Origin of the sequence: Pseudarthrobacter sp. CCNWLW217, assembly GCF_037203985.1 — a bacterium.
In the GTDB taxonomy this organism is placed as follows: Bacteria; Actinomycetota; Actinomycetes; order Actinomycetales; family Micrococcaceae; genus Arthrobacter.
In genome coordinates this window covers 1-16,620 of the sequence record NZ_JBBCBT010000022.1, presented here as the reverse complement: position 1 = coordinate 16,620, position 16,620 = coordinate 1, and the positions used below count along the sequence as shown (strand labels likewise).

Sequence of the window (16,620 nt, the reverse complement as noted above, 5' to 3'; positions counted from 1 at the left end):
CCACAACGCCTAACCCCAGCACAACCACGAACAGAGGACCAGATGCAGCTTCAGGTGGCACGAATCGGCAAACCGCATGGAATCCGCGGGGAAGTGACGGTCCAGGTGCTGACTGACGCCCCGGCGGACAGGTTCGTTCCCGGCACCGAGTTTGTGGTGGAACCTGCCTCGGCCGGTCCGCTCACTGTTGAAAGTGCGCGCTGGAACAAGGACATCCTCCTGCTTGCCTTCGAGGGAATCGAAACCCGCAACCAGGCCGAGACCCTCCGCGGCGCCAAACTGTTCATCGAAACCGAAGAGCTGGACGAGGACGACGACGAAGGCTGGTACGAGCACGAGCTGGTAGGACTCGAGGCCCGGGTTGGCTCGCAGGTGGTGGGCAAGATCGCAGCCCTGCACACCATGCCCGTCCAGGACCTGCTGGTGGTCGAAGCCCCGGACGGTAAGGAAATCCTGATCCCGTTCGTGGAACAGATCGTGCCCGAGGTCAACGTCGCCGAGGGGTTTGTCCTGCTGACGCCGCCTGATGGCCTCTTTGACATCAACACCGACGACGCCGGTGCGGCCGGGCCGGAGGACAACGCGTAGATGAGAATCGACGTCGTCAGCATCTTCCCGGAATACCTGGCGCCCCTGGAGCTGTCCCTCATCGGCAAGGCCCGCCAGGACGGCCTGCTGGACCTTCGCGTCCACGACCTGCGCGACTTCACCACGGACAAGCACCGCTCGGTGGATGACACACCCTACGGCGGCGGTGCTGGCATGGTGATGAAGGCAGAACCCTGGGCGCAGGCACTGGCCTCCGTGGCCGCAACGGGTGGAGACAAATCAGCCAGGCCTGTGCTGATCGTCCCATCGCCGGCGGGGGAGCGCTTCAGCCAGGCACTGGCGCATGAACTGGCCGAAGAGGAACAGCTTGTCTTCGCCTGCGGACGCTACGAGGGCATTGACGAGCGCGTCATCGAATGGGCGGAGGAACACTTTACCGTGCGGCCCATGAGCCTGGGCGACTACGTCCTTAACGGCGGCGAAGTGGCCGTACTGGCCATGGTGGAGGCCATTGGCCGCCTGCTGCCCGGCGTTGTCGGGAACCCCGAGTCCCTGGTGGAGGAGTCCCACTCGGACGGGCTGCTCGAGTACCCCGTTTACACCAAACCCTCCGTCTGGCGGGACCGGGAAGTGCCGGAAGTGCTGCTGAGCGGCAACCACGGCAAGATCGCCCAGTGGCGCCGCCATGAGCAGTTTCGGCGGACGGCTGAACGCCGCCCTGACCTCCTGGAAACTTTCGACGCCGGGAAGTTACCCCGCGCGGACCGGACTGCTCTCGCCGACCTGGGGTACGACGTCGTCGACGGCCGTCTTCGGCCGCGGCCTGACGCGCCCAACTGACCGCGCCGCCCGCCGGCGACGATTGGCTGTAAGCCGCCGGATGTGGCAAAATTAGTCCTTGTGTCTGCTGGGTCCGCACCTGCCACAGGGGGAGCGCAACCAACAGCGGGACACCCCGGTGCCGCCAATCAGTGACGGAACCGGACCACAAAACTTTCGACGGCAATTTCCGGCTCGCGCAAGCGCCTCCGGGCTTGGCCGCCGTGACCCAAAGTGAATGACCTGTGGCGTTCACCAGGAGTGGAATTATGCATATTCTCGATTCCGTAGATGCAGCCTCGCTGCGCACCGACGTTCCTGCGTTCCGCGCAGGTGACACCCTCAAGGTGCACGTGAACATCATCGAAGGCAAGAACTCCCGTGTCCAGGTATTCCAGGGCTTCGTCCTGGGCCGCCAGGGCGACGGCATCCGCGAAACCTTCACGGTCCGCAAGGTCTCCTTCGGCGTCGGTGTGGAGCGTACCTTCCCGGTACACTCCCCGATCATCGACAAGATCGAGCTCGTCAGCAAGGGCGACGTCCGTCGCGCCAAGCTGTACTACATGCGCGCCCTGCGCGGCAAGGCCGCAAAGATCAAGGAAAAGCGCGACTTCACCACCGCCAAGTAAGTCCCCCCGGACCTACAAGGCAGGGCCACAGCCGTACCAGGCCAGCGCCGGAGCCAACCGCCACAGCGCCCCAGGATACGGATTCATGGACCAGACAAAACGCCAGCCCAGAAGAATGGGCTGGCGTTTTGCGTTCCTGGCACTCCTGCTCGCCGTTGCCATCAGCGGACTCATCCGGTCGCTGTGGCTGGATGTCTATTACATACCGTCCGAATCCATGGAGCCGCTTTTGCAGGGCGGAGACCGCATCCTGGTCTCGAGGACGGACTTCCAGATGGAACCCGTCCGCCGTGGTGACGTCGTGGTCTTTGACGGACGGGGCTCGTTCGCCCCGTTGAACAGCGGGAAGGGGCCCCTGGCGGATGCGGCGGCGGCCGCCGCCCAATGGATTGGGCTCGTCGGAAGCGACACTACCTACGTCAAGAGGGTGATCGGCGTTCCCGGAGATACTGTGGTGTGCTGTGACACCGACGGAAAGATCACCGTGAACGGTGCGCCGTTGGACGAACCGTATCTCTTCCCGGGGGATGTGGCCAGCCGGCAGGCCTTCACCGCCGAAGTGCCGGAAGGGCGGCTGTGGCTGCTCGGGGACCACCGGTCCCTGTCCGCCGACTCCCGCAGCCTGCTTGGTGCCCCGGGCGGCGGAATGGTGCCGCTGGACAGGGTGATCGGCCGGCCCGTCCAGATAGTCTGGCCGCTTGATAGATTTGCTGCAGTAGCACGGCCGCAGCAGGCAGGACCAACAACAGAGGACGGACATTAGATGCCCGAGAACCACGCCCGGATCCCCGATCCTGGCCATGACGGCGGCCCTGAAGCCCCCGCCGCCCGTGCTGCTGCCGAATCCGACGCCGCTGCAGCCGTTCCGGAATCCGCGCCGGCTAAAGCCGAGGGAGGCGCCCCCGCCAGCCCGGCCGCCGGGAAGCACTCTTCTGCTCCCCGGGCGGAGCCTTCGGCGCCGGGCCCCCTCTTTGTCTGGCTGAAGGAAATCGCCACGGTGGTGGTGATCGCTGTGGTGCTCTCATTCCTGATCAAGACTTTCCTGTTCCGCGCGTTCTACATTCCGTCCGAATCCATGGTCAGCACCCTGGATGTCAACGACCGTATTTTCGTCAACTTGCTCGTTCCCGAACCTTTCGCCCTCTCGCATGGCGATGTGGTGGTCTTCCGGGACACCCAGGGCTGGCTGGCTGCCGCCCCGGAGAAGACTGAGGGGCCGTTCACCTGGGTTCAGGACGGCCTGACATTTGTGGGCCTGCTGCCGGACGACTCGGAGCAGCATCTCGTCAAGCGCGTCATCGGACTGCCCGGAGACCACGTGATCTGCTGCGACGCCGGCGGTAAACTGACCATCAACGGAGCCCCGGTAGACGAGAGCTACGTCAACGCCGCCGAAATCCCGGAGATCCGCAACTTCGATGTCGTTGTACCGGAAGGAAAGGTCTGGGTCATGGGCGACAACCGGAACCACTCGGCCGATTCACGCGCCCACATGGAAGCCAACGGCGGCTTCGTCAACCTCGCTGACATCGAAGGCAAGGCGGCCGTCATCGCGTGGCCGTTGAATCGCATCAGCGTCCTCGACAACTACCCGGACGTCTTCAAGAACGTGCCCGCCGGAGGCTGAGGATGTCCACAGCAATACCCCTCGCTCCAGCCAAGGCTGCTGCGCGGCCTGCCACCGGGCCACGTTCCAAGGCCCCCACCCTGCGCCACGAACGCACCTTCAAAGCCCTCGGCGCCAGGTACCTGGCCGGCGTGGACGAAGTGGGGCGCGGCGCCCTGGCCGGGCCCGTGAGCGTGGGAATCGCCGTCGTCGACCTCCTAGCCCAAAAGCCGCTCGCGGGGGTGCGGGACAGCAAGCTGCTCAGCCCCGCAGAACGGGAACGCCTGGAACCGTTGGTACGCAAGTGGAGCGTGGCTTCGGCGGTAGGGCATGCCTCGGCGGCGGAGATCGACGCGCTGGGCATCATCGCCGCGCTCCGGTTGGCAGGTACCCGCGCTTGGATGGACGTCCTGGCCACAGGAATCACCCCCGACATCGTGCTCCTGGACGGCAGCCACAATTGGCTCTCACCGGCTGAGCAACCCTCACTGTTTGATGAGGCCCCGAGCGACGCCGGCTGCGCCGCGCCCGTCCATACCCGCGTGAAGGCAGACATGCAGTGCCTGAGCGTGGCGGCCGCCAGCGTGATTGCCAAGGTCGAACGTGATCAGCAAATGCGCCAACTGCACGCCGAATTTCCGGATTTCGGCTGGGACATCAACAAAGGCTACGCCACGTCCCTGCACCGCGATGTCCTCCGTGCCGCAGGCCCCACGCCTTATCACCGCGTGAGCTGGCGGCTGCTTGGCGGAGAACTCTGACGCCTGCCCTTCGCCGTGACGCCAGCGCCGCGCTCAATGGTGCAAGATGGAAGCATGAGTGCCGAGGATCTTGAAAACTATGAAACCGACATGGAGCTTCAGCTCTACCGTGAATACCGCGATGTCGTCGGGCTGTTCAGCTACGTTGTCGAGACCGAACGGCGTTTCTACCTGGCTAACCACGTGGATCTCCAGGCCCGCAGCGCCGACGGCGAAGTCTACTTTGACCTGACACTGCAGGACGCCTGGGTATGGGACGTCTATCGCTCAGCCCGGTTCGTCAAAAGCGTCCGGGTGCTGACCTTCAAGGACGTCAACGTCGAGGAGCTTCCCCGCAACGAGGAACTGGCGTTGCCCAAGGACGTTGACCTTGGCAACTGACGCCCCCGCTTCACGGCCTGCCAGAAGCCCTGCCTGAACGCCACTTGTCCTCAACACCCCCGGCGGCCAGCCGGGTTGCCCACATAGGCTAATAGGTCCCTGTCCTCCGCGGTCCTGCTCCTGCAGGCTGGTTTGCGGAGGTAGCAATGAAATCCAAAGACCTGTTAGGCAGGCGTGGCGAGGAACTCGCCGCCGTTTATCTTGAATCGCTGGGCATGCTGGTGGTCGATCGGAACTGGCGCTGCACCGAGGGCGAAATCGACATTGTCGCCCTGGACCGGGACGCCCTGGTGATCGCCGAAGTGAAGACACGCCGCTCGCTCGACTACGGCCATCCGTTCGAGGCTGTGGGGGAAGCGAAGCTGGCGCGGCTCCACCGCCTGGGTGCAGCCTGGTGCCGCGAGAGCGACGTTCGGATGCCGCTGCGGAGAGTCGATGTCATCGCCGTGCTGGACGACGGCGTTGGCGAACCCGTCGTGGAGCACCTCAGGGGCGTGGTGTAAATGACTTTGGGCCGCACCTACTCGGTTGCCCTCGTAGGGTTGAACGGGTACATCGTCGAGGTCGAAGCCGACATCGGACAGAGCCTCCCTGCATTTATCCTTCTCGGCCTGCCTGATGCTGCCCTCAACGAGGCGAAGGAGCGCATACGCTCGGCTACCAAGAATTCCGGGATTCCGCTGAGCCGGAGAAAAATCACCGCTAACCTGATCCCGGCCTCGCTTCCCAAGCGTGGTTCAGGCTTCGACCTGGCAGTCACCATGGCAGTCCTGCGTGCCGCGAACGACATCAAGCCAACCGAGCGCACTGTCTTCATAGCCGAACTAGGGCTGGACGGCCGGTTACGGCCGGTGCGGGGCATCCTTCCGGCAGTGATGGCGGCGGTGCAGGCAGGATACCCCGACATCGTCGTGGCACAGGCAAACCTGGCCGAAGCCGCGCTGGTACCCGGTGCCAACGTCAGAGGCTATCGGACCCTTGCCAGGCTGGCACTGGACTGCGGCGCCGACCCGCAGGAACTGGTGCTGGACTTCGAACCCGACGACGCTCCGGATCCCAACGGGACGGAAGCAGGCTACGAAGCCGTTCCCGACATGGCCGACGTCTCAGGGCAGGGTGACGCCAGAAGGGCCCTTGAAGTGGCCGCCGCCGGTGCGCACCATCTGCTGCTCACCGGACCGCCGGGCGCCGGAAAGACCATGCTGGCGGAGCGGCTGCCAGGGCTGCTCCCGGACCTCGCCGACAACGAGGCCATGGAAGTCACCGCCATTCATTCACTCTGCGGGTTGCCTTCCTCTGCTGTACAGCTCCTCCGCAGGCCACCGTTTGAGAACCCGCATCATTCCGCCACTGCGGCCGCAATCATCGGAGGCGGATCAGGACTGCCGCGGCCAGGAGCCGCATCACGGGCCCACCGTGGTGTCTTGTTCCTTGACGAGGCCCCTGAGTACGAACGCCGGGTCCTTGATGCCCTTCGGCAGCCGCTGGAGAGCGGGGAGCTCGTGATCCATCGCTCCGCCGGGACAGCCGCGTATCCTGCCAGGTTCCAATTGGTCCTGGCCGCCAATCCATGTCCCTGCGGAAAGGCCTCGGGTAAGGGCCTGGACTGTACGTGCACCCCCATGATGCGGCGCCGCTACCTTGCCAGGATGTCCGGACCCCTGCTGGACCGGGTGGACATCCAGTTGCAGGTGGAGCGTGTCTCCTTGGCGGACTTCGGCCAGGGCGGCATGGAAGAGGACACCGCTGCGGTGGCGCAGCGGGTGCGTGCCGCCCGCCGCAGGCAGTTCGAACGGCTGCACCCCCTTGGCCTGGAAACCAATTCGCAGGTTCCTGGCCGGATCCTGCGAGGCGAGCTCCGACTCCCGGCGTCATCGACCCGCATCCTGGACAACTCCCTGGAGCGCGGCGTCCTGACGGCGAGAGGCTATGACAGGGTGCTGCGGCTCGCATGGACCCTGGCCGATCTTGCCCATCGTGACAGGCCGGACCTCAATGACATTGGACAGGCCCTGGGCCTGCGGCAGGCTGCCTCGGCAGTGGCATAAGGAACTGGACATGGACAACGAACGGATAACCCGCGCCTCATTGTCGCGGCTGATGGAGCCGCAGGATGCGGCAGGACTCGCGCTGGTCAAAGCAGCTGGAGCCACCGACGCGCTGCGGATAGCCACTGGCCAACTGGCCGCCGGACCGGCACTGGAACAGGAAATCACGGCGTTGCTGGCGGACAACGGAGCAGGAACCAGCTGGGCTGGGATGGGGGCGGCCCTGAAACGCTGGGCCCCCAGGATTCCGGACCTTGCACCCGAGCGGGATTTGGCCACTATGGCCCGCCTCGGAGGCCGGCTGATTGTCCCCTCCGATGACGTGTGGCCCGCGCAGTTGGCGGAGCTCGGACTCCAGGAGCCCATCTGCCTGTGGTGGCGCGGCCTGGAACAGCCGCTCCCGGATGTTTCCCGGTGCGTGGCGCTCGTGGGCTCTCGGGACAGCACCAGTTACGGCGCGTCCGTCACGGGCGAGCTCGCATACTCGTTGGCCCAGCGTGGCTTTACGGTTGTGTCCGGCGGGGCCTACGGCATCGATGCCCACGCCCATCGTGCCGCCCTTGCCGGGGGAACCGGCGCAGTACCCACCATCGCCGTGATGGCTGGCGGTGTGGACCGGTTTTATCCTTCCGGGAATGAGGACCTGCTCCGGGCGGTCTGTAACCAGGGAGCCGTCCTGGCCGAGGTTCCCCCGGGGTCGGCCCCAACCCGGTACAGGTTCCTTCAGCGCAACCGGCTTATCGCGGCACTTTCCGCTGTAACGGTGGTGGTCGAAGCGCGCTGGCGGTCCGGGGCCCTGAATACAGCCCATCACGCAGAAACCCTGTGCCGGGCTGTCGGTGCGGTTCCGGGATCCGTTCATAGTGCCAATTCGGCGGGGTGCCACCGACTGCTCCGGGACGGCGGGGCCGTCTGCGTCACAGATGCCGGTGAGATAGCTGAGCTAGCCTCACCGAGCGGCGAAGCCGTTCCGGAAGCCCGGACGGGACGCGCAGCAGAGCACGACGGCCTGACCCTTGAAGATCTGATCCTTCTTGACGCATTGCCGCTCCGGTCCGCAACTTCTGTGGACAAACTATGTTCTGTTGCAGGGCTCAGCCAGGAATCAGTGCGGGCCGGGCTGGGAAGACTGGGGCTCCTCGGACTGGCCCTTTCTGAACGGGGCGGGTGGAAGCGTGCCAAAGGGTCAGCCTAGATTGCTGTGTCCGGCCTTTATCTGCGAACAAATGCTGGGAGAGTAAGCATGTGGAGATTCAGGAATTGCCGCCGGCCCTTGCGCGGGCAGCCGAAGCCTTCGGCAAATATTTGGCGGGGGAGCGGGCCAGGTCCGAGCACACCGTCCGTGCGTACCTTGCTGACGTCCGGAGCATGCTGGCATACAGCGCGTCCGAAGGCGTTACTGACCTGCCCGGCCTTGAACTTGGCACCCTGCGGCGGTGGCTTGGTGTCCAGAGCGAGGCGGGGGCCGCCCGCTCCACACTCGCCCGGAGATCGGCTACGGCGCGGTCTTTCACTGCCTGGGCACTCCGGGAAGAACTCATCAACGAGGATCCCTCGCTTCGGCTGAAGGCGCCGAAAAAGGAAAAGTCCCTACCCGGTGTCCTGCAGGCCCAGCAGATAACGAGGCTGCTGGCCAAGCTTGAGGAGGCTGCCCTGGAAGGCGCGCCGCTCGCCGTGCGCAACCGGGCCATGGTGGAACTCCTTTACGCTACCGGCATTCGTGTGGGTGAACTGGCCGGCATGGACGTCGACGACCTCAACCCGGACCGCCGAACGCTCCGTGTCATCGGCAAGGGAAACAAGGAAAGAACCGTTCCCTATGGAGTTCCCGCCGCGGTCGCCATGGATGACTGGCTCCGCAGGGGCCGGCCGCGGCTGGCCCAGGACCAGAGCGGAGCCGCGTTGTTCCTGGGATCAAGGGGCAACCGGGTGGATCAGCGGCAGGTAAGGGCAGTGGTAAAGGATCTCTTCGAAGCTTTGGGCGACACCTCGGCCACGGGTCCCCATGCCCTCCGACATTCAGCGGCTACTCATCTCCTGGACGGCGGTGCGGATCTGCGGGCCGTTCAGGAGATCCTGGGGCACAGCAGCCTCGCCACGACGCAGGTCTACACCCACGTCTCCGTCGACAGGCTCCGCAAGAGTTACCAGCAGGCACATCCCCGGGCCTGAGTATGCCGTCGGCCAGTGGCGCCCTTGGTTTCGGCTGGAAATGACGCAGAGGAAGGCCCCAAGGAATTGCAGTGGCGTAATTAGGCGGCGTGCGGCACAATAAGAGTCAAGTCCGGCAACTTTCAAGTCTCGCTTGAAGCTCAGTGCTTCGTGCGTAATGGCAAGTCCGGACACAGTTACATATTCAGGCAGGGATAACCGCAGCCGGCAGGAACACGGCACAGCGCATTTCATCCAGGCAGAGGTCGTTGGGGAAGACGTACCTACAGCTATGGAGGATGGAATGTCTGTTGCAATGACCCGCGGTGTGTTGTTCGTACACTCGGCCCCTACCGCTCTGTGCCCGCACGTGGAGTGGGCCATTGGATCCGTCGTGGACAAGCGAACGGATCTTGAGTGGACCCCTCAGCCTGCTGCGCCCGGAATGTTTCGGGCCGAGCTCTCCTGGACCGGCGCTCCCGGGACCGGATCGAAGCTGGCCTCCTCACTGCGCGGCTGGGCCCATCTCCGCTATGAGGTCACCGAGGAGCCAAGCCAAGGTGTCGACGGTGGCCGCTGGTCACATACGCCCGAACTGGGGATCTTCCACGCCACGACCGATGTTCACGGCAACATCATGGTCTCAGAGGACCGGATCCGGTACGCCTACGAGTCAGGCGCAGGTGATCCCTCCGCGGTTTACCACGAGCTGTCCTTGGCCCTTGGCGAGGCATGGGACGAAGAGCTGGAGCCCTTCAGGCACGCCGCCGAAGGCGCTCCCGTGCGCTGGCTCCACCAAGTGGGCTGACGCCCCCGAAAGGTGTTACCGCCGTCGGGCATCAAAACCGTTTCCATAGCAAAAACAAGGGCCCCGCCAACCGGCGGGGCCCTTGCTTTTCACTAGGAGATGCTAGACGCTGCGTACTGCGATCACGGCATTGTGGCCGCCGAAGCCAAAGGAGTTGCTCAATGCCACAATGTTCCCGGCCGGGAGGTCACGCGCGGACGTAACGACGTCGAGCGGGATTTCCGGGTCCTGGTTTTCGAGGTTGATGGTCACCGGTGCCTTGCGTTCGTAAACGGCGAGCACGGTCAGGACAGCCTCCACGGCGCCGGAGGCTCCCAGGAGGTGGCCCATCTGCGACTTGGTCGCTGAGACTGCCACATTGTCGATGTGGTTGCCCAGGGCGGCACGGAGAGCCGTGTACTCCGGCTTGTCGCCCACGGGCGTCGACGTCGCGTGGGCGTTGACGTGCACAACATCCTCGGCCTGGATGCGGCCGTCGAACATGGCTGCCTTCAGCGCGCGGGTAGCGCCCAGGCCCTCGGGGTCCGGAGCCGTGATGTGGTACGCGTCGGCGGTTACCGACGTGCCTGCGAGCTCGCCGTAGATGCGTGCGCCACGTGCCAAAGCGTGCTCTTCGGCTTCGAGGACCAGCGCGCCGGCGCCTTCGCCCATCACAAAGCCGTCGCGGCCGAGGTCATACGGACGGGAGGCGCCCTCGGGGTCCTCATTCCGGCGGGACAGTGCCTGCATGGAGGCAAACGCCGCCAGCGGCATGGGGTGGATGGCAGCCTCGGCGCCGCCACACATCACCACATCAGCCTTGCCGGAACGGATCAGGTCGAGGCCAAGGTGGAGGGCTTCTGTGCCGGAAGCGCAAGCAGAAACAGGGGTGTGGGCGCCAGCACGGGCACCAAGGTCAAGGCTGACGGCTGCAGCGACACCGTTGGGCATCAGCATGGGAACGGTCATCGGAAGGACCCGTCGCGGGCCTTTTTCCTTCAGGGTGTCCCAGGCGTCGAGCAGGGTCCAGACGCCGCCGATCCCTGTAGCGAAGGCAACGGCGAGGCGGTCGTGGTCGATTTCGGTGATACCGGAATCGGCCCAGGCTTCCCGGGAGGCGATGACGCCGAACTGGGTGGAAGGGTCCATGCGCTTTGCTTCGACGCGGCTGAGGACGTCGAGGGCAGGGGTACTGCAGCGGGCAGCGAAGTGGACGGGAAGTTCATACTTGGCAACCCAGTCGTCCTCCAGGGTGCGGGCACCAGAGACCCCCTTAAGCGCGTTGTTCCACATTGTGGGTACGTCGCCGCCGATGGGCGTGGTGGCACCCAGACCGGTAATGACTACTTTGCGTGTCATGGGATCACTCTCTGTCGGTGGGCAGCCCGGGTCCGGTTTCTCCGGCGGGGTCCCGCGTGTGGGATGTAGGGCAGGTGGCTGCCGGTTTGATGCGGCTGGACTGCCGGTCCGGAGTTCCCGGTCCGGCAGTCCAGCCAAGCCGCAAGCGACTGGCGTTGTGGCTAGGCCTGCGCGCCGGCGATGAAGCTGACGGCGTCGCCGACGGTCTTGAGGTTCTTGACCTCTTCGTCCGGGATGCGCACGCCGAACTTCTCTTCGGCGTTGACCACGATGGTCATCATGGAGATGGAGTCGATGTCCAGGTCCTCGGTGAAGGACTTGTCCAGCTCCACAGCCTCGGGCGCGAGGCCGGTCTCTTCGTTGACGATTTCAGCCAAGCCGGCCAGGATCTCTTCGTTGCTAGCCATTGATGGCTCCTTTTCTTGTTATTGCCGGCAGGGGCTGCCGGAAACGGTTCAGACAGCGGATGCTGCCTGGGTGGGGCGTTCCTACGGAAGGACGATTACCTGGGCGCCGAAGACGAGCCCGGCTCCGAAGCCAATCTGCAGCGCAAGACCGCCGCTGAGTCCTGGGTTTTCCTGGAGCAACCGGTGCGTGGCCAAGGGGATGGACGCAGCCGAGGTGTTGCCGGCGTCGGCAATGTCCCGGGCCACGGTGACGGTTTCGGGAAGCTTGAGCTTTTTGACCATTTCGTCGATGATCCGCATGTTTGCCTGGTGCGGGATGAACGCCACGAGGTCCTCGGCCTGCACACCGGCAGCCTCCAGGGCCTGCTGCGCCACCTTCGCCATTTCCCACACAGCCCAGCGGAACACGGTCTGCCCATCCTGACGCAGCGTCGGCCACAGGTCCTGGGCTTCTTCCAGCAGCGCGAAGTCACCGGACTCGTCCGACTGGCGCGCTGCCTGGCTCAGAGCCCGGACATCGAGCATGGACCGCGTCATGCCAATGGCGTCCCACTTGCTGCCATCTGAACCCCAGACGGACGGACCAATCCCGGGTGTGTCGGATGGACCGATCACTACCGCGCCGGCACCGTCGCCGAGCAGGAAAGAAATGGTGCGCTCGTGGTTGTCGATGACGTCGGAGAGCTTTTCCGCACCCACGACCAGGACGTATTTGGCGGCGCCGGACCGCACCAGGGCATCGCCTTGGGCAATGCCGTAGCAGTAGCCGGCGCAGGCTGCTGAGATATCAAAGGCCGGAGCCGGCGTTGCGCCCAGCCGGTCAGCCAGGCTGGCCGCCGCCGACGGAGTGGCGTAGGGGTGGGTCACGGTGGAGACGATGACGGCGCCGAGCTGGGAGGCTTCGATACCGGCCTGCTTGAGGGCCTCCTGCGCCGCCCCTTCAGCCATGTCGATGACGCTGACATCGGCCGGAGCGCGGTGGCGCGTGACGATGCCGGTGCGCTGCCGGATCCACTCGTCCGAGGAATCAATCCACTGGCAGACGTCGTCGTTGGTGACAATGATGTCCGGTCGGTAAGCGCCGATTCCCAGGATGCGCGTGTTCTCCTGGACGGGCGCCTGCTTAAGCGTGGGAACGCTCATGCGTTGCCCTCCAATTCTGCGAAGAGTGCCAGTGCGGCTGAGAGGTCATCCGGCGTCTTGACGGCAACCGTCTTGACTCCGGGCATACCGCGTTTGGCGAGGCCCGCAAGCGTGCCTGCAGGAGCCAGTTCAATGACTCCGGTGACGCCCCGCTGCACCATCGTATCCATGCAAAGGTCCCAGCGGACCGGACGGGAGACTTGGGCAATCAGGCTGTCGACACCGGCCACGCCGCCGGTTACGTCCTTGCCGTCGAAGTTGGAGAGCAACGGAACCCGGGGATCCTGCGGCTTCAGGGTTGGTTTGAGCGCCTCAAGGGCGCTTACCGCCGGGGCCATGTGCGAGGTGTGGAACGCCCCGGCCACCTTGAGGGGAATAATGCGGGTCTTGGCGGGTGGGTTCTCTGCCAGCGCCTTGAGCTGGTCGAAGGTCCCGGCGGCCACAGTCTGGCCCGCGCCGTTGACGTTGGCCGGAGTGGCGCCGGACGCTTCAATCGCGGCCCGGACCTCTGCAGGGTCCCCGCCTATCACAGCGCTCATGCCGGTGGGAGTGACTGCCGCGGCGGCGGCCATGCTGTTGGCGCGCTCCCGGACGAAAGTCATGGCTTCCTGTTCGGTGAGGATTCCGGCCAGGGCGGATGCGGTGATTTCGCCCACCGAGTGGCCGGCGAGGATCACCGGGAGGGAGCTGAGTTCGACGTCGAAGAGGGACTTCGCCGCCACCAGGCCGGCCGCAACAATAAGCGGCTGCGCTACGGCGGTGTCCTTGATGGTTTCCTCATCCGAGGTAGTCCCGTGGGCTGTCAGGTCGATGCCTGCGATTTCGCTCAGGGAGGCCAGCTGGCCTGCTACCGAAGGCAGTTCCAGCCAGGGGGCCAGAAAACCCGGGGTCTGTGAGCCCTGTCCAGGGCAGACTATTGCAAGCACGTATCCAGCTTTCCAAATTACTGTGTGATTCAGCGGTGTTTCTCTGCACCAAGCTCACGGGGTCAGGTTGTAGGAAGTCTACAACGCCTCAGGTCTGATTCCGCGCCGGATGACGCTCGGTCGGTGCTTTCGGGGGCGCCGCGAGGCGGCCCACAACCAACGCAGCCTGAAGCACAAACGCCTCGCGGGGAAGGAGTGGATCCCAGCCTGTGACGTCACAGACGCGCTTCAGCCGGTACCTGACCGTGTTCGCATGGACAAACAATTCCCGGGCGGTCGCCTCAAGCGAGTGGCCCAGCTCCAGGTACGTACCCAGCGTCTCCACCAGGCCATTGGAGGCCGCCACGAGGGGGCGGTAGATATTCTTGACCAGTGACCGGCGCGCCGCGTCGTCGCCGGAGATGACGCGTTCAGGCAGCAAATCGTCGGCGGCTACGGGCCGCGGAGCCGAAGGCCACGCCCTGGCTGCCGTGAGGCCGGCAAAGGCGGACTGCGCGGACCCGCTGGCTTCCAGGAGCGAACTCGCCTCCGGGCCGTAGACCACGGGTCCCGGGGCAAACATCTCGCTGAGCTTGAGGTAGGCCGTTTCGCGGTCCTGTACGCCGCCAAGAATCAAAATCAGGCGGTCGCCCTGGATTCCCACCAAGGCGTCCTCGGCGTAGCGGCCAGCCAGCCGTCGCAGTTCGCTGACATAGCTGGCACTCGGTTCTGACGGAGAATTGCCCACCATCACCGTAAACCGCTCCTGGGCCTTCCAGCCCAGGGCAGCGATGCGTGAGCGCAGTGCGTCGGTGTTTTCGCCGCGCAGGATGGCGTCCACGATCAGCGCCTCAAGCCGGGTGTCCCACGATCCGCGGGATTCAGCCGCCCGTGCGTAGACATCAGCGGCGGCGAAGGCAACTTCGCGCGAATACCGGAGCACGGCCTCGCGGAGCGATGGCTGGTCGGCCTCGGGAGCGATCACGGGGACCTGGTCCTCAACTACTTCAACCACAATCCGGATGAGTTGGAGCGCCTTCTGGAGGCTGATGGAGCGCGTGAGTTCGGTCGGGGCGGTACCAAAGACGTCGGAGAGGATCCAGGACGGCGAACTGGGTCGCTCGTACCAGGTGACAAAGGCAGCAATGCCGTTTTGGGCCACCATGCCCAGCGCGGACCGTTCGTCAGAGCTGAGCCGGCTGTACCACGGCAGTGACTTTTCGAGCTGCCGCAGGGTGGTGGTGGACAGTTGGCCCACGCTCGCCCGGAGCTTTTTCAGGGTTTCGGATTTCTCCGGAGTCATGCTGCGCGAGGTCGGCTTGCGCTTCACGGGCGGGGGAGTTGGCTCTGGCATCCTTTGAGCATACGGTGCCTGCCCCGCAAGCTCCATTTGTGCAAAGGCTACAACCGACGTGGTGGTGCGTCACAGGTTTGTCCGTCGGGTAAACGGCTGGCCCGGGAACGACGACGGCGACCCTCGCCGTGCGGTGAGGGTCGCCGTCGTCGTTCATTGCAGCTGGCTGTAGGTCAGCTGCGGGCGGATCAGGAGTCGCCCCCTGCGTTGCCTGTGGAACCGGCGTTGACGTTGTGCAAGCGGTACTTTTCGATTGCCTTCGCCGGTGCCTGTGCGTCCACTTCGCCACGGCGCGCCAGCATCTCCAGCGAACGGACCACGATGGAGTGGATGTCGTTCTTGAAGAAGCGGCGTGCTGCTGCGCGGGTGTCGGAGAAGCCGAAGCCGTCCGCGCCGAGCGAGGCAAACTCGTTTGGCAGGAACTGGCGGATCTGGTCCGGGACGGCCTTCATGTAGTCCGAAACGGCCACGATCGGTCCGGTGGCACCAGCGAGCTGCTGGGTGACAAACGGGACGCGAGCGGGCTGGCCCGGGTTGAGGAACGCTTCTTCCTCGGCGGCCATGCCGTCGCGGCGCAGTTCGTTCCAGGACGTGACGGACCAGACGTCGGCGGAGACGCCCCAGTCCTCGGCCAGGAGCCGCTGGGCTTCCAGCGCCCACGGCACGGAGACACCGGAGGCCAGGATCTGGGTCCGGGGACCGTCGATCTTTGCCGGAGCCAGCAGGTAGATGCCTTTGAGGACACCTTCGACGTCGAGCTCTTCGGGTTCGGCCGGCTGGGTGATCGGTTCGTTGTACACCGTCAGGTAGTACATCAGGTTCCGGTCGGTGGAGTCCGGTCCGTACATCCGTTCGATGCCGTCTCGGATGATGTGGCCCATTTCGTAGCCGTAAGCGGGGTCGTAGGTGACCACGGCGGGGTTGGTGGCGGCGAGGATGGGGGAGTGGCCGTCGGCGTGCTGGAGTCCTTCGCCGGTGAGGGTGGTCCGTCCTGCGGTGGCGCCGATGATGAAGCCGCGGGTCATTTGGTCCGCTGCTGCCCAGAAGGCGTCGCCGGTGCGCTGGAAGCCGAACATGGAGTAGAACACGTAGACCGGGATCAGGGGTACGCCGTGGGTGGCGTAGGCGGTCCCGGCGGCGGTGAAGGCTGCGACGGCGCCTGCTTCGTTGATGCCGGGGTGGATCAGCTGGCCCTGGGCGGATTCCTTGTAGGCCAGGACGAGGTCCCGGTCCACGGACAGGTAGTTCTGGCCCTTGGGGTTGTAGATCTTCGCCGTCGGGAAGAACGCGTCCATGCCGAAGGTCCGTGCCTCATCGGGAATGATCGGGGCGATGTGCTTGCCGAAGTTCTTGTCCCGCATGAGGTCCTTGAGCAGCCGGACAAAGGCCATGGTGGTGGCCGCCTGCTGCTTGCCCGAACCGCGCTTTGCCACTTCGTAGGACTTGGCGTCCGGAAGGGCGATGTCAGCGTGCTTGGAGCGGCGCTCCGGAACAGATCCGCCCAGTGCGGCGCGGCGTTCCATCATGTACTGGATTTCCGGCGCGTCCGTGCCCGGGTGGAAATACGGCGGCTGGTACGGGTCCTTTTCGAGCTGTTCGTCCGTGACCGGAATCCGCAGATGATCCCTGAACTTCTTCAAGTCGTCGAGGGTGAGTTTTTTCATCTGGTGGGTGGCGTTGCGGCCTTCGAAGTGGGGTCCGAGTCCGTAGCCCTTGACGGT

At 64.9% G+C, this 16,620-nt stretch carries 18 protein-coding genes; 12 read left to right on the top strand and 6 right to left on the bottom strand.

Annotation, left to right across the window (positions count from 1 at the left end):
• Positions 1-42: 42 nt before the first annotated feature.
• The 12 genes from rimM to V9L18_RS19925 all read left to right on the top strand — a co-directional run bounded on the left by rimM (position 43) and on the right by V9L18_RS19925 (position 9,752).
• Positions 43-588, top strand: a complete 546-nt coding sequence (rimM, locus tag V9L18_RS19980) for a ribosome maturation factor RimM (RefSeq protein ID WP_337348899.1) — start codon at positions 43-45, stop codon at positions 586-588.
• Complete coding sequence (gene trmD / locus V9L18_RS19975; protein WP_337348898.1) at positions 589-1,389, top strand: tRNA (guanosine(37)-N1)-methyltransferase TrmD; 801 nt, start codon at positions 589-591, stop codon at positions 1,387-1,389.
• A 248-nt stretch (positions 1,390-1,637) separates the two neighbouring features.
• Positions 1,638-1,997: a 50S ribosomal protein L19 gene (rplS, locus tag V9L18_RS19970; protein ID WP_337348897.1), complete on the top strand. Its 360-nt coding sequence runs from the start codon at positions 1,638-1,640 to the stop codon at positions 1,995-1,997.
• Positions 1,998-2,082: 85 nt separating this feature from the next.
• Entirely contained in the window at positions 2,083-2,760 is a 678-nt protein-coding gene (lepB, locus tag V9L18_RS19965; protein WP_337348896.1) for a signal peptidase I, read from the top strand.
• Positions 2,761-3,624 (top strand): signal peptidase I, encoded by an 864-nt coding sequence (lepB, locus tag V9L18_RS19960; protein ID WP_337348895.1) that lies wholly within the window; start codon positions 2,761-2,763, stop codon positions 3,622-3,624.
• Positions 3,625-3,626: 2 nt separating this feature from the next.
• Positions 3,627-4,364 (top strand): ribonuclease HII, encoded by a 738-nt coding sequence (locus tag V9L18_RS19955; protein ID WP_337348894.1) that lies wholly within the window; start codon positions 3,627-3,629, stop codon positions 4,362-4,364.
• A gap of 54 nt (positions 4,365-4,418) precedes the next feature.
• A complete protein-coding gene (locus tag V9L18_RS19950; protein ID WP_056335405.1) occupies positions 4,419-4,745 on the top strand; it encodes a DUF2469 domain-containing protein in 327 nt (108 codons plus the stop codon).
• A gap of 146 nt (positions 4,746-4,891) precedes the next feature.
• Entirely contained in the window at positions 4,892-5,248 is a 357-nt protein-coding gene (locus tag V9L18_RS19945; RefSeq protein WP_337348893.1) for a YraN family protein, read from the top strand.
• The gene (locus tag V9L18_RS19940; protein WP_337348892.1) at positions 5,249-6,793 is read left to right on the top strand and encodes a YifB family Mg chelatase-like AAA ATPase; all 1,545 of its coding nucleotides are present in this window, start codon (positions 5,249-5,251) and stop codon (positions 6,791-6,793) included.
• Between the two features lie 10 nt (positions 6,794-6,803).
• A complete protein-coding gene (gene dprA, locus V9L18_RS19935; protein WP_337348891.1) occupies positions 6,804-7,988 on the top strand; it encodes a DNA-processing protein DprA in 1,185 nt (394 codons plus the stop codon).
• A 50-nt stretch (positions 7,989-8,038) separates the two neighbouring features.
• Complete coding sequence (locus V9L18_RS19930) at positions 8,039-8,965, top strand: tyrosine recombinase XerC (protein ID WP_337348890.1); 927 nt, start codon at positions 8,039-8,041, stop codon at positions 8,963-8,965.
• A gap of 283 nt (positions 8,966-9,248) precedes the next feature.
• Positions 9,249-9,752 (top strand): DUF3145 domain-containing protein, encoded by a 504-nt coding sequence (locus V9L18_RS19925; RefSeq protein ID WP_337348889.1) that lies wholly within the window; start codon positions 9,249-9,251, stop codon positions 9,750-9,752.
• A gap of 102 nt (positions 9,753-9,854) precedes the next feature.
• Here V9L18_RS19925 and V9L18_RS19920 read toward each other — a convergent pair whose 3' ends face one another.
• The 6 genes from V9L18_RS19920 to V9L18_RS19895 form a co-directional block, all read right to left on the bottom strand.
• Positions 9,855-11,090: a beta-ketoacyl-[acyl-carrier-protein] synthase family protein gene (locus V9L18_RS19920; protein ID WP_337348888.1), complete on the bottom strand. Its 1,236-nt coding sequence runs from the start codon at positions 11,088-11,090 to the stop codon at positions 9,855-9,857.
• A gap of 161 nt (positions 11,091-11,251) precedes the next feature.
• Positions 11,252-11,497 (bottom strand): acyl carrier protein, encoded by a 246-nt coding sequence (locus tag V9L18_RS19915; RefSeq protein WP_009359314.1) that lies wholly within the window; start codon positions 11,495-11,497, stop codon positions 11,252-11,254.
• A gap of 81 nt (positions 11,498-11,578) precedes the next feature.
• Positions 11,579-12,640 carry a beta-ketoacyl-ACP synthase III gene (locus V9L18_RS19910; RefSeq protein ID WP_337348887.1) on the bottom strand — a complete coding sequence of 354 codons (1,062 nt, stop codon included), beginning with the start codon at positions 12,638-12,640 and terminating at the stop codon, positions 11,579-11,581.
• Positions 12,637-13,566, bottom strand: coding sequence for an ACP S-malonyltransferase (locus V9L18_RS19905; RefSeq protein WP_337348886.1), 930 nt, complete (start codon positions 13,564-13,566; stop codon positions 12,637-12,639). Before V9L18_RS19905 ends, V9L18_RS19910 begins: the two co-directional genes overlap by 4 nt.
• An 88-nt stretch (positions 13,567-13,654) precedes the next feature.
• The gene (locus V9L18_RS19900) at positions 13,655-14,899 is read right to left on the bottom strand and encodes a PucR family transcriptional regulator (RefSeq protein WP_337348885.1); all 1,245 of its coding nucleotides are present in this window, start codon (positions 14,897-14,899) and stop codon (positions 13,655-13,657) included.
• A 188-nt stretch (positions 14,900-15,087) separates the two neighbouring features.
• Positions 15,088-16,620 (bottom strand): transketolase-like TK C-terminal-containing protein (locus V9L18_RS19895; protein WP_443197980.1); only part of this gene is annotated, 1,533 nt, incomplete at its 5' end.